Below are 17,688 nucleotides of genomic sequence, written 5' to 3' on the forward strand. Positions count from 1 at the left end.
TCCTACGCGCCGGCCCGGGCGATCCATGCGGCAAGGTTGTCGCGCATGATCGCGGGCATGGGGCCGGGAAGATCGCCGGTCGCGAAGTAGCGCGCCTCGGTCACTTCTCGGCCGTCGGGCGTCGGCAGGCCCGCGGCGGTTCCGGTCACGATGTGTACCGTGTTGCGCGCGCCGTGGAGGCGGACCTCGTAGGTGTCGACATGGCGTCCGCAAGACAGGGCCACCCCTGTTTCCTCGACCAGTTCGCGCGTTGCGGCGGCGACGATGTCCTCCCCGCGCCCGAGGCCGCCGCCCGGCAGCATCCACGCCGCCGATCCATACGAATGACGGACGAGGAGCACGCGCCCGGCTTCGTCGAGCGCGACCACGCGCGTGCCCTCGATCCGGGGCCGGGCGAGCCGCCACCAGACCTTGCGCAGCTCGTGCGCGGTGCCGAAAAGAAGGCGATATGCCGGAGCGGGAACCGCTTCGCGGATCAGGCGAAGCATGTGACCGGCTGGCGCGCGGCGGCCAGCAGCCGCGCCACCGGCAGGTCGTTCCCGCCCGCAGCGGCCTGTTCGAACAGCGCGCGCTTGTCCTCTCCGCGAATGACGAAGAGCAGCTCGTCGCTGGCGAGCAGGGCCGGAATCGTCATGGTCACACGGTCGAAAGGCGCTTCGGGCGGAAGCGGATCGGGCGTGATGCGCCGGATGCGTTCGGGATCGTCGGCGCGCGGATCGGTGTTCGGGAACAGCGATGCGATGTGCCCGTCGCCCCCCATGCCGAGCCAGGCGAGCGCGAAGTGCGGCACCCGCACCACGTGTTCGAGCGAAACGATCCGCGCACCCGCCGGCGAAAGCACCTGCCGGATGCGTCCGACGTTGCTGGCATCGTGGTCCTCGGGGACGAGCCGGTCGTCGCCGGGCCAGACCGCGATCTTCGGCCAGTCGAGCGGCGCGTCGGCCAGTTTCTCCAGGATGGGAAACGGCGTCGATCCGCCCGGAACGGTAATCGCGATCCCTTCGGGGCTCTTCAGCAGGGCCGTGCCCAGCCTGCCCTCGATCCAGGTCGCGATGGCGGCGGTATCGGCGTCGCGGACGATGACGGGCGTGCTCATTGTCTTCACATAGCATCGGCCGGTCCCGCTGGGGAACCGGCCGATTTTCGCGTGGGCGTTTGGGGGAGGATCAGCGGGTGATCTGGCTGAGGAACCAGACGCGCTCCTCGGCCTCGTCGGTCCAGTCGTCGATCAGGCCGTCGGTGGCGTTGTCGCCCGCTTCGCCGGCGGCGTCCTTGACGCGCTTGAGCGAGGCGACGAGCGCGGCGTTGTCGTCACGCAGTTCCCGGACCATGTCCATCGCGTTGAGCGAGGTGTCGTTCTGGTCCTTGATCGTGCTCTTGCCGCCGATCGCGCCGATCGAGGTGAGCGTGTCTCCGCCAAGCTTGCGCACGCGCTCGGCAATCGTGTCGGTCAGCGCGAACATCTCCTGCGCCTGTTCGTCGAACAGCAGGTGAAGGTCGCGGAACTGCGGCCCGGCGACGTGCCAGTGAAAGCTCTTGGTCTTCATGTAGAGCGCGAAATAATCGGCAAGAAGGCCGTTGAGGCTGTCGACGAGAGCGGCGGTGGCGTTGTCCTTCGGATTGGACATGGGGTAGGTCCCTCCTTGATCCATGATAGTGTCATGAGAGATAACGCCGATAATTAGGGAAAGTTCAATCGGTTTTGCCGATTACAGAAATCCCAGCACGTTCAAGGCGATACCGCTCGCGATCAGCAGGAGAACGACGCCGACGATGCGGCGGAAGACCGTCCGGCTGCCATGCATGGGAACTCCCGGCTCGAACCATGCGATGGCAAGCAGCGCGACGCCGCCCACGGCCCCGGCGATGCCTGCCGGGACCGGCGCGTTGGTCGCGACCGCCACCGCGAAGACCAGGAAGCGCGCGGCATCGGTAAGCTGGTGGGCGAGCACGACGATGGCGAAGGCGCCCAGCGAGCGTGTCGGCTCGCGCGGCGTCTTTCGCGCCGAAACGAGGAAGACGAGCTCCACGCCCGACAGCGCCAGCGCGATCGCCGCCAGCATGCGCCGCGCATCGGGCGGCAGGACCGGCGCCACCAGCGTTGCCGCGAAAGCCGCTGCCGCCGCCGTCGCCACCGCCAGCACGCAGGCAATGGCCAGCGCGGCGGGCCGCCTGCCGCCGGCCGCGGTCATGCCAGCAAGCGCCAGCTGGTCGCGTGCGCCCCACCCCGTCAGCACAACCGCCAGCAGGGTGAGGTAGAACGCGCTCACGCCGCGCCCGTCCCCGTTTCGCCGGTCTCCGCACCGCCCGCGCCCTCGCGCGCGGCGAAGTCGCGCATCGCAAGTGTCAGGTCGTGCCCGCTCGGGTGCTGGAAGATGCGCAGTCCGAACTCGGGCGCAATGGCGATAAGGTGGTCGAAGATGTCCGACTGGATGCGTTCGTACTCGGGCCAGGCGGTGGTGCCGGTGAAGCAGTAGATTTCCAGCGGCAGCCCCTTCTCCCCCGGATCGAGCTGGCGCACGAGCTTGGTGCCCTTCGGGTTGACGTCCGGATGCGCCGACAAATAGGCCAGGATATAGGCGCGGAAGGTTCCGATGTTCGTCGGCCTTCGCTTGTTGACGTTGCAGCCGCCCTGCTCGGCGACCTTGGCGTTCCAGTCGGCAAGCTCGGCTTCCTTGCGCTCCCAGTAGGGGCGCAGGAGGAAGAAGCGGCGCATCTCTTCCCAGTCATCGCCCGAGACGAAGCCGATGGTCGTCTGGTCGATGTAGAGCGCACGCTTGATCCGCCGCCCGCCCCATTCGCGCATCGAGCGCCAGTTGCGGTAGGAATCGGAGATGAGGCGATGCGTCGGGATCGACGTGATCGTCTTGTCGAAGTTCTGCACCTTCACCGTATGCAGCGCGATGTCGACCACGTCGCCGTCGGCGTTGAGCTGCGGCATCTCGATCCAGTCGCCGACGCGCAGCATGTCGTTCGAGCGAAGCTGGACAGACGCGACGAGCGACAGGATCGTGTCGCGGAACACCAGCATCAGCACCGCCGCCAGCGCGCCGAGGCCCGACAGCAGCAGCAGCGGCGACTGCCCGATCAGCGCCGCGATCATCATGATCGTCGCGCCCGCGTAGACAAGGATCTTGCCGACCTGGACATAGCCCTTGATCGGGCGGCTCGCGGCGTCGGGACGCTGCTCGTAGGTGTCGTTGACGAGATCGAGGACGTCGGAAACGGCACGCGCTATCGTGAAAATGATGAACGCGGCCATCACGTTCTGGACGATCGTCACGGCCTTGTCCGGTATCTCCGGAATCACCTCGACGCCCTGCTGGATGATCAGCGCGGGCACCGCGTTCGAAAGGTGGGTGACCATCGCGCCGATATGCAGCGATTCGTCGCGCAGCTTCGACGCGGAAACCGCCTTCTTGATGAGCCTGACGACAATCTTCTTCACCAGCCAGTTCGCAACGAATGCCGCAAGCAGCAGCACCGTGACGGCAGCGACGGGCTGCATGGCCGGATAGTCGGCGAAGAACCGTTCGACCGGTCCGATAAGGGCTTCCATGTCGAGGATGGGCATCTCCCTGGCAATCCCCCGGGCGTGTGGGACGCGCCTGCCTGGCGCGTATACCGGCGCCCCCGTTCTGCGAGCGCACACGTTTCGCGAGCGCACACATGGCGCGCCGGTCCCGAGGTTGCAAGCGGGGCAAGGGCGATTGCACGCGCAGCAACCGAAGGATTTCCGGTTGGCGTGCGGGGCCGCGCTGCTATTACTCTGGACCCGATGACCACCGACACCAACGATTGTCGCCCGGCGGGCCGGAACGCGCTTCCCGCCCCGCCGCCGCTCGATTGCTCGGCCAATTGCGCGCTGTTCCTCGATTTCGACGGCACGCTCGTCGACATCGCGCCGCAGCCCGATGCCATCGCGGTGGACCCGGCGCTGCCCGGCCTGCTCGATGCGCTCTCGACCCGGCTCGACGGACGCCTCGCGATCGTCAGCGGGCGCGCGGTAGCCGATCTCGACCGGCACCTCGGCAAGCTCGACGTCGCCTATGCAGGCTCGCACGGCGGCGAGTTCCGCCCGTCGGGCAGCGACGCGGTCGAACTGCTCGCCCCGCCGCTCCCGCGCGAAGCCGAGGACGAGGTCCGCGATTTCGTCTCGCACAGCGAGGGACTGCTGGCCGAGGCGAAGCCGCTCGGCATCGCGATGCATTACCGCGCGGCTCCCGCCCGCGAGGATGCGGTCCTCGAACTCGCCAGCGAGCTCTCCGCGCGCCTCGGCCTCGAGATGAAGCGTGGCAAGATGGTGGTCGAACTGCTCACGCCCGGATCGGACAAGGGCAGCGCGGTCGCCAGGTTCATGGACATGGAGCAATTCCGCGATGCCACACCCCTTTTCCTGGGAGACGACGTGACCGACGAAGACGCATTCGAGATCGTGCGCGAGCACGGCGGCACCGCCATCCTTGTCGGCGAGGAGCGCGAAAGCGCGGCGGGCTGGCGGCTTTCGGGCGTCGGCGAGGTCCACCGCTGGCTGAAGGCGGCGCTGGCATGAACAACCTCGAACTCTGGCCCGTCGGCAATTGCCAGGTAAGCGGCCTCATCGACACGAAGGGCAGCCTCGTCTGGGGCTGTGTCCCGCGCGTCGACGGCGATCCGGTGTTCTGCTCGCTGCTGCGCAACGGCGGCGACGAGATGCTGGGCGGTTCGTGGGATGTCGAGCTCGAGGATCAGGTCTCGGTCGACCAGCGCTACATGCGCAACACGCCGATCCTGCTGACCCGCCTTGTCGACAAGTCGGGCGGCGAGGTTCTCGTCATCGACTTCTGCCCGCGCTTCGAGCGCACGGGCAGGATGTTCCGCCCGGTGTCCTATATCCGGATCATCCGCCCGGTCTGCGGCTCCCCGCGCCTCAAGATGCGGCTGATGCCGATGAACGGCTACGGTTCCTCGCTCGCGGCGATGACCTACGGGACCAATCACATCCGCTACCTGGTCGACAAGCATCCGCTGCGGCTGACCACCAATGCGTCCGTCGGCTACCTGATCGAGGAGCGGTACTTTCGGATCGAGCGCGACCTGCACTTCTTCCTCGGTCCGGACGAGCCCTTCGTCGGCAACGTCGCGCACGAGGTCAACGGCATGCTCGAGGCTACCGAGGCCTACTGGCGGCTGTGGGTGCGCGGCCTTGCGACCCCGCTGGAATGGCAGGACGCGGTGATCCGCGCCGCGATCACGCTGAAGCTCTGCCAGCACGAGGGCACGGGCGCGATCGTCGCGGCGCTGACCACGTCGATCCCGGAAGCGCCGCATTCGCAGCGCAACTGGGACTATCGCTACTGCTGGATCCGCGATGCGTACTACACCGTGCAGGCTCTGAACCGGCTGGGCGCGCTCGACGTGCTCGAGAAATACCTCGCCTACCTGCGCAACCTCGTCGACGATTCGGAAAGCGGGATGATCCAGCCGCTCTATTCGGTCACCGGCCAGCGCGAGCTGGTCGAATGGGAGGCCGACGGGCTGGAAGGCTATCGCGGCATGGGGCCGGTACGCGTCGGCAATGCGGCCTACCACCAGGTGCAGAACGACTGCTACGGACAGATCATCCTGCCGAACATCCAGGCCTTCTACGACCGGCGACTGCTTCGCATGGCGAACGAGGAGGACTTCGCCAGCCTGGAGAAAGTGGGCGAGATGGCGTGGAAGATGCACGACCAGCCCGACGCCGGCCTGTGGGAACTTCGCACCCGCACCGCGGTTCACACTTACAGCACGGTGATGAGCTGGGCGGCGTGCGACAGGCTCGCCAATGCCGCCGAGGTGCTGGGACTCGCGGACCGCCAGAAATTCTGGACCGACCGCGCGAACGCGATCAGAGGGGCGATCGAGGCAAATGCCTGGAACGAGAAAGCCGGCCACTACGCCGCCAGCTTCGGCGGCGAGGAGCTCGATGCGAGCCTCCTGCAGCTCGTCGAGCTGCGCTTCGTCGATTCGCGCGACGACCGCTTCCAGGCGACACTGGCCGCGGTCGAGAAGGCGCTGCGCCGCGGCGAGCACATGCTCCGCTACGATTCGGAAGACGATTTCGGCAGGCCGGAAACCGCGTTCAACATCTGCACGTTCTGGCTCATCGAGGCGCTGCACCTGGCAGGGCGCGACGCCGAGGCCCGCCAGCTTTTCGAGACGATGCTCAGCCACCGTACCCAGAGCGGCCTCCTGTCGGAGGACATGGACTTCGAGACGGGCGAACTGTGGGGCAACTTCCCGCAGACCTATTCGCTGGTCGGGATAATCAATTGCGCCGGGCTGCTGTCCCGGCTGTGGAGAGACGTCAGATGAGCAGGCTCATCGTCATTTCGAACCGGGTTTCGGCCCCCAAGGCACAAAGCGCGGCGGGCGCGCAGGGCGGCCTCGCGGTCGCCCTCTCGGCCGCGCTGCGCGAGCATCGCGGTATCTGGTTCGGCTGGTCGGGCAAGGAGACCGAGGAGTTCACCGGCCACCTCGACATGCAGCGCAACGAGGGCGTGACCACCGCGACCATCGACCTCGAGCAGCAGGACATTGACGAATACTACAACGGTTACGCCAATCGGACGCTCTGGCCGCTGTTCCACTACCGCATCGACCTGACCGAGTACGAGCGGCACTTCGGCAGCGGGTACGAACGCGTGAACGAGCGGTTCGCGCAGTCGGTCATGCCGCTTGTCGAGCCCGACGACCTCGTCTGGGTTCACGACTACCATCTGCTGCCGCTTGGTGCGATGCTGCGCGAAAAGGGCGTCAAGAACCGCATTGGCCTGTTCCTGCACATTCCCTGGCCGCCGACGCGGCTGTTCGTGTCGCTCCCCTTCCACGAGCGTCTTGTCACGTCGATGCTGCAGTATGACCTGATCGGCTTCCAGACGCAGGAATGGCTCGAATCGTTCCTTCACTACGTGGAAAAGGAACTGGGCGGGAAAACGCACCCCGACGGCACAGTCGAGTACAAGGGCCGGACGGTGCAGGCGAAGGCATTCCCGATCGGCATCGATTTCGACGAATTCACCGAGGGAGCGCGCTCGAAGATGGCGCAGGACGCCTGCGACCGCCTCGTGAAGAGCGCGCGGGACCGCAAGATCATCATCGGCGTCGACCGCCTCGACTATTCGAAGGGTCTGGCGGAACGGTTCGACAGCTACGAACGCTTCCTGTCCGACAATCCCGAGATGGCGGGCGGCGTCATCCTTCTGCAGATCGCCCCGCCCTCGCGCGAACTCGTCGCTTCGTACCAGAACATTCGCGAGAACCTCGAGACCAAGACCGGCCACATCAACGGCGCGCACGCCGATGTCGACTGGGTGCCCATCCGCTACGTCAACCGAGGCTATCCGCGCGCCGAACTGGCGGGATACTACCGCGCGGCGGATATAGGTCTCGTCACTCCGCTGCGCGACGGGATGAACCTCGTCGCCAAGGAATATGTCGCGGCGCAGGACCCGGAGGACCCCGGCGTGCTGATCCTCAGCCGCTTTGCGGGCTCGGCCTCGCAGATGCCCGACGCGCTGATGATCAACCCGCACAGCGCCGAGGAAGTGAGCGAGGCCATCAGCCGAGCCCTCGCCATGCCCAGGACCGAGCGCAAGAAGCGCTACGAAGCGCTGATGAAGTCGGTGCGCGAAGAGGACGTGGTGAAGTGGCGCGAGGATTTCGTCGCCGAGTTGTTCCAGAAGCAGCGGGCGAACTGATCGCCCGTCAGAACGGCCCCAGCTCGGTCCCGACCGCCAGCGTCCCTTCGCCGTAGAGATAGTCCCGCCGGAAGCCGGCGAATTCCTCCAGCGCGGTCCTGTCAGGGATCGTGACCCGTCCCCGGTTGATCTCGACCAGCCCGCGCTCGCGCAGCGACCGGATGACGCGGTTGATATGGACCGCGGTGGTCCCGCAGGCGTCGGCCAGATGCGACTGGAACAGCGGCATGTTGAAGCCGTGGGGATCGGCCAGCCCGACGAATTCCAGCCTGTGCCACAATTCGACGATGATGTGCGCCAGCCTCTGGTCGGCGCGCAGTTCCTGAAGCTTCAGGATCCACTCGCGGTGGATCGCCGCGTCGAGCAGCGTCGAGAACCACAGCAGGCGGGCAAGGTGCGGCTGCTCGCGCATTACGCCCGTCAGCCTCTCGTGGCTGGCGTAGACGACGCTTACCGTCCCGATCGCCGTCACATCGTGATCGAGGCGCTTGAGCGCGAAGGCGTGGAGGTCGACGAAATCGCCCGGTACCTGGAGGCCGACGATATGCCCGTCCGACTTGTCGGTGATCGAGCGCGCGATGAAGCCGTCGATCAGCAAGGTGCTGCGATCGGCGACTTCGCCCCGGCTGACGATGCGGGCGCCGTCGTTCAGGCGAACCGGCTCTCCGAACAGTCCTTCGAGAACCGACTTGTCCTCTTCGGTCATCGCGTGACGCAACCGTCCCCTCAGGAACAGGCCGGAGAGGGGGTAATCGCTATCGGTCAAACAGGATCTTCTTCGAGGCGTGCGCCGCAGGAAAAGCGGTATTGATCTTTGTTAACGGTAGATGGCGGGCGTCGTCACGGCAAGTGCGACGCCTTATCCCCATAAGCTTATCGCCTGATATTCACATATGTTCCCGACAGACGCGGCCGCCGCAAGCGCGCGATCCGCCCGCCGCATCTGGCGAGCGACTGGCCGATAAACGCCTCCAGCATGAAACTCTCCGGCAACAGTCGTCGTTCAACGGCAGGAGCGTCGTCGAGGGCGGATCGGCCCTGGCGCGACGCGCATCAATGGCGAGCGGAGCCGGACAATGGCTATTCACGGCGATTGCGTCAGCGCGACCCAGGCTGCGGGCGTGCTGGTATCGCACCTGGCAGCGGACAGGTGCGACCTCGTGAGCGAGACGGGCACGATGCTGGCTGAAGGCGAAGCCTCGCTATGGATCGGCGCGATCGGCCCGCTAGCCGTCGTGGCCGAGGAACGGCGCGGCAAGCACGTGATCGTCCGCTTTCGCGAGCCGCTCGACCCGCGGATCGTGGATCACTTCAAGGGCGCCTGAGCCCCCGCGTTCGGGAACCTGCACCCCTTTCGGGAGCTTTGTTCCCGGAAAGGGGTCTATCGCGATGGCAGCACGTGCGTATTGGCAAGGCCAGATCCGGCTGGCGCTGGTATCGATTCCCGTCGAGATCTATCCTGCGACCAAGTCGGGCGCGTCGATCAGCTTCCGCCAGATCCACGAGCCGAGCGGCAAGCCGGTGAAGTACGAAAAGGTCGTGCCGGGCGTCGGTCCGGTCAGCACCGACGAGATCATCAAGGGCTACGAGATTTCGAAGGGCAACTACGTCCTGCTCGAGAACGAGGAGATCGAGGCGGTCAGGATCGAAAGCCGCAAGACACTCGAACTCGTGCAGTTCGTCGAGGCGCACGAGATCGACGTGCTCTATTTCGAGAAGCCCTATTACGTGGTTCCCGCCGACGATCTGGCGGAGGAAGCCTATATCGTCTTGCGCGAGGCGCTGCGCGCTTCGAAGAAGGTGGCTCTCGGCCAGCTTTCGGTGCGCGGCCGCGAACAGCTCGTCTCGCTCAAGCCCTGCGGCAAGGGCATCGTTCTCGAAATGCTGCGCTATGCCGACGAGGTGCGCGAGGCGAAAACCTATTTCCGCGACATCCCCGACGACGATCCCGAGGAAGAGCTGCTCGACCTTGCGGCGACGCTGATCGACAAGAAGACCGCGCCGTTCGAACCCGGGGAGTTCGAGAACCGCTACGTCGCCGCGCTGAAGGACCTGATCGACAAGAAGGCGAAGGCAAAGGGCGACGCCGTCATCGAGGACGTCGAGGAAGGACCGGCGTCGTCCGGCGGCAACGTCATCGACCTGATGGCCGCGCTCAGGCAGTCGGTCGAGGGCGACGGCAAGTCGGCATCGAAGGGTTCGGGTTCGTCGAAATCGAAATCCCCGTCCCGCTCGAAATCTCCGGCCCGCTCGAAATCCTCGTCCGGGCGCAGCCGCAAGCGGGCCTGATCCCCGTGGAACTGAACCCCCACGTCCCCCTTGAATTCCTCGACTGGAACGTGCTGCTCCGGCTCGGCGTCGCAGCGATCCTGGGGCTGCTCCTCGGCCTCGACCGCGAGATCAGGGGGCACGCCGCCGGCATGCGCACGCACGGCATCGTGTGCTTCTCCGCCGCCGCGCTGACCGTCTCGATCCTCAATCTCAATTTCCAGCTCGACAGCCAGCGGGTCGATGCGCTGCGCCTGTACGAAGCGACGGGCGCGTTCATCGGCATCGTCGGGGCGGGGCTCGTCGTGTTCAGCCGGGGGCGCCTGCACAACCTGACCACCGCCGCGCACCTGTGGTTGGCGAGCGTGATCGGCATCGCCTGCGGCGCCGGGCAATGGCCGCTGGTCCTGATCGCTTCGCTTATCAGCCTGGTCATGATGACCTTGCTGCGCACCATCGAATCAAAGGTTTTCAGCGAGGATCGCAGGCTCGACGAGAAGGACGCCGAGAATGACGAAGAGGAGGTCGGCAATTGAGCAAGGCCGACCCGCTTGCCGACTACAACGCAAAGCGCGACTTCGCGAAGACCGCCGAACCCGCGGGCGAGGCGAAGGGAAGCGACGACGGCAATCTCTTTATCGTCCAGAAGCACGATGCGACGCGGCTGCACTGGGACTTGCGGCTGGAAACCGATGGCGTGCTCACGAGCTGGGCGGTCACGAAGGGCCCCAGCCCCGACCCCGACGACAAGCGCCTTGCCGTGCGCACCGAGGACCACCCCCTCGCCTACGCCGAATTCGAAGGGACGATCCCCAGGGCCGAGTACGGCGGCGGCTCGGTCATGCTCTGGGACAAGGGCACGTGGGAGCCGATCGCGGGCAAGAGCGCGAAGGACCTCGCGGAAGGCCACCTCCACTTCGTGCTCCACGGCGAGCGGATGAAGGGCGAGTGGCTGCTCGTCCGGATGAAACCGCGCAAGGGCGAGAAGCGCGAAAACTGGCTGCTGCGCAAGATACGCGACGAATACGCCGAAGAGGGCGACCGCCTCGTCGAGCATTGCCTGACGAGCGTGCTGACCGGCCGCTCGATGGCGGAAATCGCCGCGGACAAGGAAGGCCGCTTCGCGCTGGAGGGCAAGGACGGGAAGGACTTCAAGGCGCAGATGAAGGCCGCTGCCGAGCACAACGCTGACGCCGGCAAGCCGGCGCGCAAGCGCCAGAAGACCCCGGACAAGCCTCCGATATTCCGCGCCTTGCAACTGGCGACGCTGGTCGACGAGGTTCCGGCGGGCAATGGCTGGATGCACGAGATAAAGTTCGACGGGTACCGCGCGCTTGTCTCTGCGGCAGGCGAGGTGGTTCGCGTCTACACGCGCAACGGCCATGATTGGACCGACAAGTTCGGCCCGCTCGCACAGCACGTCGCCGCGCTCGGCCTGCCGCCCTGCCTGATCGACGGCGAGATCGTCGCGCGCGGTAACGACGGCAATCCGGACTTCTCGACGCTGCAGGCGGTGCTCAAGCGCGGCCACGGTTCGCAGTCGCAGGCCGACGCACTCGATTTCCATGCCTTCGACCTCCTCGAACTCGACGGTCGGGACCTGACCGGACTTGCGAACATCGAGCGCAAGGAACGCCTCGAAGCGCTGCTGCGCGATGCACGCCCGCCGATCCACGTCGCCGACCATGTCATCGGCGCGGGCGAAAAGCTCCTTAGGGCGATGTGCGACGCGCGGCAGGAGGGAATCATCTCGAAGCGGATCGACGCGCCCTATCGCGGGCGGCGCTCGAAAAGCTGGGTCAAGGTGAAGTGCACCAACCGGCAGGAATTCGTGATTGTGGGCTGGTCGCAAAGCACTTCGAAGGCGCGGCCCTTCGCCTCGCTTCTCCTCGCCCAGCACAAGGGCGGCGAGCTTGCCTACAAGGGCAAGGTCGGAACCGGCTTCGACGCCGATACGCTCGACGACCTGTCCTCGAAACTGGCACGCATCGCACGCAAGACGCCGCCGCTCGACGTGCCGAAATCCGACGCGCGCGGGGCACATTGGGTGACGCCCAGGCTCGTTGCCGAGATCGCCTTTGCCGAATTTACCGCCGAGGGCCGCGTCCGGCACGCCAGCTTCCTCGGCCTGCGAACCGACAAGGATGCCGACGAGGTGACGCCCGAACAGGCGCAGGCAGGGGCAAAGGCCGCGCCCGAGACGAAGGTCGCGATCTCCAGCCGCGACCGCGTCGTGTTTCCCGACAGCGGCCAGACAAAGGGCCAGCTTGCCGACTATTACTACAGCATCGCGCCGCTGATGCTCGCTTTCGCCGCCGACAGGCCGATCAGCCTGGTGCGATGTCCGCAGGGGCGCGCGAAGAAGTGCTTTTTCCAGAAGCACGACAGCGGCGGCTTCGGCGATCACGTGCGAAAGGTTCCGATCACCGAGAAGGACGGGTCGGCGGAAGACTACCTCTACATCGACGATGCCGTGGGCATCCTGCAGTGCGTACAGATGGGCACGATCGAATTCCACGGCTGGGGTTCGCGGGCAAGCGCGGTCGAGAAGCCCGACCGCCTCATCTTCGACCTCGACCCCGACGAGGGGCTGGACTTCCGCGACGTGAAGCAGGCGGCAACCGACATCCGCGACCGGCTGCGCGACATCGGGCTTACCAGTTTCGCCATGCTGTCGGGCGGCAAGGGCGTCCATGTCGTCGCGCCGGTCCTGCCCGGCCACGGCTGGGACGTGCACAAGGATTTCGCCCGCCGCTTTTCGGAAGCTCTCGCGCTGGCCGAGCCCGACCGCTTCACCGCGACGATGAGCAAGGCCAAGCGCAAGGGCAAGATCTTCATCGACTGGCTGCGCAACCAGCGCGGCGCGACGGCGGTCGTGCCCTACTCGGCGCGGGCGCGCAGCGGTGCTCCGGTCGCCGCGCCGATCGCGTGGAACGAGCTTTCGGGCTTCGACGGCGCCGATGCGTTCTCCATCGACGATGCCGACAAGCTGCTGAAACGCGCGCGATCGAAGTCGCTCGCGGGCTGGGGCTTTGCCGACCAGAAGCTGCCCGACGTGTGATGCAACGGCGCCGTCGCTCCCCCACCCGGCAACACAACGGCAGTATTCCATGGGTGGCCCGGTGGGGGAGCGGGCCGGTGCCGCCTCAGACCAACAAGGCCGGCATCGCCTGGTAGACGACCGCGATGGCCGATACGGCGGCGGTGATCCGCGTCACGCCGATCCAGAATTCGCGCACCTTTCCCGCGACCGGGGCGAAGCGCGGAGCCTTCCAGCCAAGCCAGCCGATGACGGCGAGGAAAAGCAGCGTCCCGCCCGCGATGACGAGGCGCGAAAGCAGCGTGGCGCGCTCGGTGAACACCATCTCGAGGCTCGCGCTCGCATAGACGAAGCCGAAATGCACGAACCACAGCGTCGGCGGCCCGAGCATCGCGACCCACGGCGTAAGCTTGTCGTCCTGCGCCCTCATGCCAGCACCTTGAAGCCGCCGACGATCACGAAACCGATGAGCGCCTGCGCGACGAGAAACAGCCACAGGATCTGCAGGCATTCCTGCCCGACACGCCGTTCGCGATCCATCCGGCCCTTCCAGAACGCGGCGATGTTGAACGCGGCGTAGATCGCCAGCATCGCGATCACCTCGCCGTTCAGGAAGCTGTAGAGGTAGACCATCGCGCCGTAGGCGTTGGCGGACGGCGAGATATGCCAGCGGCTTATCAGTTCGACTGCGAACGCAGCGGCCAGCAGCACGAGCGCTCCGCCCTGCCACAGTGCGTATCGCACCGCGCTCTCGCCCTTCGCAGGGAGCGAGGCGGTCGCGCGCCAGACCGCGAAGCCGCTGGCGAGGTAAAGAGCGCCCGATGCCAGCAGGCCGTCGGTGGTGGGCGGCAGCAGGCCGGCGGGCGGCCAGAAGCCGGGCTGGCGTCCCCACAGGAAGAACCATGCGAAGATCGAGCACGCGAAGATCATCCCGAGCACGGTGACGAGCACCCATGCGGCCCACACCCCGTGGTTCATTGGCCCCGAGACGTAGCGCGGGATCTTCATGCCGCCGCCGATTGCGATGTCCGGCCCCGGCTCTCCCTCCAGCTCCCACATCCAGCGCCATACCGAATAGACCGCCAGGATCGCGAAAACGGCCGCCAGCGACAGCAGCTTGACCGTCAGCGCGAGGAAGAAGCCCGCCGTGCCGATCGCGGCGAACAGGTGCCACTCGCTCGGGCCGGGGATCGTCACCATGTATTGCGGCACGGCATAGACAGGGCTGGTCACGATCGTCTCGCGCCGCCCGGTAGGCGAGTCGGGGAGGAACCACTGGCCCTTGTCGGACTCCTCGGCGAGTTCGGGGTGGTCCCAGAGCGGCTCGAGGCTGTCGACGACCGGCATCGAGCGTGCAGCGTAGTCCCCCTGAGGCAGCCATTCGAGCGTGCCGCCGCCGTATACGTTGCCCGCAGGTGGCTCTCCGAAGCGGAACTTCTGGATAAGGTCGAGCATCACGATGGCGATACCGGCGGCGAATACGAACGCGCCCACCGTCGCGATAAGATTCACCGTCCCGAGGCCCTGTTCGGGCAGGTAGGTATAAACCCGGCGCGGCATGCCCATCATGCCCGTCCAGTGCATGATCATGAAAGTCAGGTTCATCCCTGCGAACATCAGCCAGAACGCCCACTTGCCGCGCTTTTCGGACAGCGCGTTAACGCTGACCATCGGCGTCCAGTAGTAGATCGCGGCAAACAGCGGGAATACCATCCCGCCGATCAGCACGTAGTGCAGGTGCGCGACGACGAAGTAGCTGTCGTGCGCCTGCCAGTCGAACGGCACCATCGCCACCATCACGCCGGTCAGACCGCCGATCACGAAGATCACGATGGCCCCGATCGAAAACAGCGCGGGCACGTTGAACTCGATCTTCTTCGCCGCCATGAGCGTGCCGATCCACGCAAAGACCTGCACGCCCGCCGGGATCGAGACCGCCATCGACGCTGCCGAGAAGAAGCTGACCGAAATGTCGGGAATGCCGGTCGCGAACATGTGGTGCGCCCAAACGCCGAACGCGATGAACCCGGTCGCGATCAGCGCGAAGACGACGAGCCGGTACCCGACGAGGGAAGTGCGCGCGACGACCGGGATGATCATCGACATCAGGCCGGCGGCGGGCAGGAAGATGATATAGACTTCGGGGTGGCCGAAGAACCAGAACAGGTGCTGCCACAACAGCGGGTCGCCGCCCTGCCCGGCGATGAAGAACGGCCAGTGAAACGCGCGTTCCAGTTCGAGCAGGATCGTCGAGAGGATGACGGCGGGAAACCCGACTATGATCATCGCGGCGAAGACCAGCATCGCCCAGCCGAACACCGGCAGCTTGTCGAGCGTCATGCCCGGAGAACGCGTCTTCAGCGTGCCGACGACGATTTCGATGGCGCCCGCGATCGCGGAAATCTCGATGAAGCCGATGCCCAGCAGCCACCAGTCCTGGTTGCTGTCGGGCGAGAATACGTAGCTGGTGTGCGGCGGGTACATGAACCAGCCGCCGTCGGGCGCGACTCCCCAGAACAACGAGGTGAAGAACACGAGACCGCCGATCAGGTAGGCCCAGAAGGCGAAGGCCGAGAGGCGCGGAAAGGGCAGGTCGCGGGCGGCGAACATCTGCGGCAACAGCAGCACGCCCGCTGCCTCCACCGCTGGCACGGCGAACAGGAACATCATGATCGTGCCGTGCATGGTGAAGACCTGGTTGTAGGTCTCCTGCCCCATGAATTCGTTGAGCGGCATGGCGAGTTGCAGGCGGATCAGCAGGGCAAGGATGCCCGCCAGCACGAAGAAAAGCAGCGCTGCGCCGACGTACCACGAACCGACGTAGTCGTTGTTGACTACCGTCAGGACGCGCCAGCCGCGGGGCTTAGCCCATACCTTCTCGAGCAGTTCCAGCTCGCCTTCGGGCCGGGGCGCGCGGTCGGGAAGGTTCGCCTTCGCCTTCTCGAATGCCTCGAAGCGTTCCTCCGCGGTCATTCGAGCTCCATCAGGTAGGCCGAGATCGCGTCGATCTCGCGCACCGGCGCATAGGGATATTCGGGCATGAGGTTGTTGGGCTTGATGTCCTGCGCGCGCCGGGTCCAGCGCGTCAGTTCGTCGCGCCCCATCGGCATGATCCCCGAAGCGAGCGTGCTGCGCGAGGCAATGTGCGTGAGGTCGGGCCCCTCGTGGCCGTTGGCCGGCGTGCCGCGCACCGTGTGGCACTTGCCGCAGCCGATGGTCAGGAAAAGCTCGGCGCCTTCGCGTGCTTCCGGCCCGCCCGGAACCGCCGCCCGCCGCCGCTGCCCCGCTTCCCAGCGCGCGTAGTCGGCAGGCGCCAGCGCGTGGACGCGCATCTGCATCAGCGCGTGCGGGCCGCCGCAGTATTCAGCGCAGATGCCGAAGTAGGTGCCGGGCCGGTCCGCCTGGATGTTCAGCCGGTTGTCGTGCCCGGGGATCATGTCGCGCTTGCCTGAAAGCTGCGGCACCCAGAAGCTGTGGATGACGTTGTCGGAGACGAGCTGGAGCTGCACCGGCCGGCCCGTCGGAATGACGATTTCGTTCGCGGTCTCGAAGCCTGGGTAGCTCACCCGCCACCACCACTGCTCCCCCTCGATACGGATCGGTAGCGCGCCCGGCTTCGCCTCGCTCGAAGACAGCGAGGCGGTCATGGCAAGGCCGATAACGAGCAGGCCGGTCAGCACCACAACCGGAAATGCAAGGCCAAGGCCAAGGATCGGCCTTTCGCCCGAAAACCGCTCGCGCCAGCGCTGCGGCCCGAACAGGGCGATGCCTAGCCAGACGAGGACGACGAGAAGGACTAGCCCGCCGCCGACGAACAGCGCGACCGACAGGACGGAAACCGGCGCCGCTTCCGGCCCGGCGGCTTCGAGGACGAGGGCCGCGCCCCTTTTCAACTCGCCGCTTTCGAAGTGGTATGCCCCGCCATCGTTTCCCGCCTTCCCGTCGCGCGCAAACCGACGGGCCGCACTTTCGGTTCCGGGTTCGAACCAGCGTCCGTCGCGAAAGGAACACATGCGGACGCGATGGGTTTCCAGTGCCGATGGCGCAGCTTTTCACCGCGAAGGAAGTCAGGCGGCTCCGGCGACTGGCGTGGCTGCCGCTGCTGCTCATCGGGGCCGTCGTCGTGATCCTCATCGTGCGGTCGGCAACGGGCGCGGCGCACGGCGTCGGCAGCAAGGCCGAGCAGCCGATCCCATTCAGCCACAAGCAGCATATCGAGGAAGTCGGCCTGACCTGCGAGCGATGCCACGCGGGTGCGGAAACGAAGGCAAGCGCGGGCATTCCCGCCAACGCGGTCTGCCTCGAATGCCATGAAGGGCTGTTTCGCGGCACGCCGGACCTGCGCCCGCTGCACGAAGCGCAGGCGGGCGACCGGCAGGTCGCATGGAAGGCGGTGAGCTTCCTGCCGGACCATGCCCGCTTCCACCACGGCGCTCACGCCAGGGCTGGCGTCACCTGCGCCACCTGCCACGGCAAGGTCGAGGAGATGGAGCAAGTAGAGAAGGCGAAGAGCCTGACCATGGATTTCTGCGTCGATTGCCACCGCGCGGCCCAGTCCGCTGACGGCAAGTTCGTCGAGGGCAGGCGCATAGCGATCCATTCCGACTGGCGCCGCGACCTCACCGACTGCTCGGTGTGCCACTACTGATGGCGGAGCCG

The 17,688-nt window shown here is 66.2% G+C and carries 17 protein-coding genes; 8 read left to right on the top strand and 9 right to left on the bottom strand.

All coding sequences use genetic code 11. The features are described 5' to 3' along the window. Nucleotides 1-2 precede the first annotated feature (2 nt). The 5 genes from FHS75_RS11785 to FHS75_RS11805 all read right to left on the bottom strand — a co-directional run bounded on the left by FHS75_RS11785 (nt 3) and on the right by FHS75_RS11805 (nt 3,574). The gene (locus FHS75_RS11785) at nt 3-488 is read right to left on the bottom strand and encodes an NUDIX domain-containing protein (protein WP_179407895.1); all 486 of its coding nucleotides are present in this window, start codon (nt 486-488) and stop codon (nt 3-5) included. Then, on the bottom strand, nt 476-1,096 hold the full coding sequence (locus FHS75_RS11790) for a 6-phosphogluconolactonase (RefSeq protein ID WP_179407896.1): 621 nt from the start codon (nt 1,094-1,096) through the stop codon (nt 476-478). The genes FHS75_RS11785 and FHS75_RS11790 overlap by 13 nt, the downstream gene beginning before the upstream one ends. 70 nt (nt 1,097-1,166) lie before the next feature. Then, nucleotides 1,167-1,628: a Dps family protein gene (locus tag FHS75_RS11795; RefSeq protein ID WP_179407897.1), complete on the bottom strand. Its 462-nt coding sequence runs from the start codon at nt 1,626-1,628 to the stop codon at nt 1,167-1,169. Between the two features lie 81 nt (nt 1,629-1,709). Then, nucleotides 1,710-2,270 (bottom strand): hypothetical protein, encoded by a 561-nt coding sequence (locus FHS75_RS11800; protein WP_179407898.1) that lies wholly within the window; start codon nt 2,268-2,270, stop codon nt 1,710-1,712. Then, nucleotides 2,267-3,574 (bottom strand): mechanosensitive ion channel family protein, encoded by a 1,308-nt coding sequence (locus FHS75_RS11805; protein WP_229735574.1) that lies wholly within the window; start codon nt 3,572-3,574, stop codon nt 2,267-2,269. The genes FHS75_RS11800 and FHS75_RS11805 overlap by 4 nt, the downstream gene beginning before the upstream one ends. A gap of 204 nt (nt 3,575-3,778) precedes the next feature. On the opposite strand from FHS75_RS11805, the gene otsB reads away from it, so the two are divergent. The 3 genes from otsB to otsA are packed head-to-tail and all read left to right on the top strand — an operon-like array spanning nt 3,779 to nt 7,721. Next, a complete protein-coding gene (gene otsB, locus FHS75_RS11810) occupies nt 3,779-4,552 on the top strand; it encodes a trehalose-phosphatase (RefSeq protein ID WP_179407899.1) in 774 nt (257 codons plus the stop codon). Continuing rightward, entirely contained in the window at nt 4,549-6,336 is a 1,788-nt protein-coding gene (locus FHS75_RS11815; RefSeq protein WP_179407900.1) for a glycoside hydrolase family 15 protein, read from the top strand. The genes otsB and FHS75_RS11815 overlap by 4 nt, the downstream gene beginning before the upstream one ends. Beyond that, nucleotides 6,333-7,721, top strand: a complete 1,389-nt coding sequence (gene otsA / locus FHS75_RS11820) for an alpha,alpha-trehalose-phosphate synthase (UDP-forming) (RefSeq protein WP_179407901.1) — start codon at nt 6,333-6,335, stop codon at nt 7,719-7,721. The genes FHS75_RS11815 and otsA overlap by 4 nt, the downstream gene beginning before the upstream one ends. A 7-nt stretch (nt 7,722-7,728) precedes the next feature. On the opposite strand, the gene FHS75_RS11825 is transcribed toward otsA, so the two are convergent. Then, a complete protein-coding gene (locus tag FHS75_RS11825; RefSeq protein ID WP_229735575.1) occupies nt 7,729-8,487 on the bottom strand; it encodes a Crp/Fnr family transcriptional regulator in 759 nt (252 codons plus the stop codon). Nucleotides 8,488-8,797: 310 nt separating this feature from the next. On the opposite strand from FHS75_RS11825, the gene FHS75_RS11830 reads away from it, so the two are divergent. From FHS75_RS11830 to ligD, 4 genes are all read left to right on the top strand, one after another. Then, the gene (locus FHS75_RS11830) at nt 8,798-9,046 is read left to right on the top strand and encodes a hypothetical protein (RefSeq protein ID WP_179407814.1); all 249 of its coding nucleotides are present in this window, start codon (nt 8,798-8,800) and stop codon (nt 9,044-9,046) included. Nucleotides 9,047-9,110: 64 nt separating this feature from the next. Continuing rightward, nucleotides 9,111-10,010, top strand: a complete 900-nt coding sequence (ku, locus tag FHS75_RS11835; RefSeq protein ID WP_179407902.1) for a non-homologous end joining protein Ku — start codon at nt 9,111-9,113, stop codon at nt 10,008-10,010. A 5-nt stretch (nt 10,011-10,015) separates the two neighbouring features. Further along, nucleotides 10,016-10,525, top strand: a complete 510-nt coding sequence (locus tag FHS75_RS11840) for an MgtC/SapB family protein (protein ID WP_179407903.1) — start codon at nt 10,016-10,018, stop codon at nt 10,523-10,525. Further along, entirely contained in the window at nt 10,522-13,050 is a 2,529-nt protein-coding gene (gene ligD, locus FHS75_RS11845) for a DNA ligase D (protein WP_179407904.1), read from the top strand. The genes FHS75_RS11840 and ligD overlap by 4 nt, the downstream gene beginning before the upstream one ends. 85 nt (nt 13,051-13,135) lie before the next feature. Here ligD and FHS75_RS11850 read toward each other — a convergent pair whose 3' ends face one another. Genes FHS75_RS11850 through FHS75_RS11860 form a run of 3 tightly spaced genes read right to left on the bottom strand, consistent with a single transcriptional unit; the run spans nt 13,136 to nt 17,042 of the window. Then, the gene (locus tag FHS75_RS11850; RefSeq protein ID WP_179407905.1) at nt 13,136-13,459 is read right to left on the bottom strand and encodes a hypothetical protein; all 324 of its coding nucleotides are present in this window, start codon (nt 13,457-13,459) and stop codon (nt 13,136-13,138) included. Beyond that, nucleotides 13,456-16,002, bottom strand: coding sequence for a cbb3-type cytochrome c oxidase subunit I (locus FHS75_RS11855; protein ID WP_179407906.1), 2,547 nt, complete (start codon nt 16,000-16,002; stop codon nt 13,456-13,458). Before FHS75_RS11855 ends, FHS75_RS11850 begins: the two co-directional genes overlap by 4 nt. Further along, complete coding sequence (locus FHS75_RS11860; RefSeq protein WP_179407907.1) at nt 15,999-17,042, bottom strand: cytochrome c oxidase subunit II; 1,044 nt, start codon at nt 17,040-17,042, stop codon at nt 15,999-16,001. Before FHS75_RS11860 ends, FHS75_RS11855 begins: the two co-directional genes overlap by 4 nt. A gap of 26 nt (nt 17,043-17,068) precedes the next feature. Here FHS75_RS11860 and FHS75_RS11865 point away from each other — a divergent pair, with 26 nt between their 5' ends. Then, nucleotides 17,069-17,677: a cytochrome c3 family protein gene (locus tag FHS75_RS11865; RefSeq protein WP_179407908.1), complete on the top strand. Its 609-nt coding sequence runs from the start codon at nt 17,069-17,071 to the stop codon at nt 17,675-17,677. Nucleotides 17,678-17,688: the final 11 nt, after the last annotated feature.

The sequence above is a fragment of the Novosphingobium marinum genome (assembly GCF_013408095.1).
Classification (GTDB): domain Bacteria; phylum Pseudomonadota; class Alphaproteobacteria; order Sphingomonadales; family Sphingomonadaceae; genus Novosphingobium; species Novosphingobium marinum.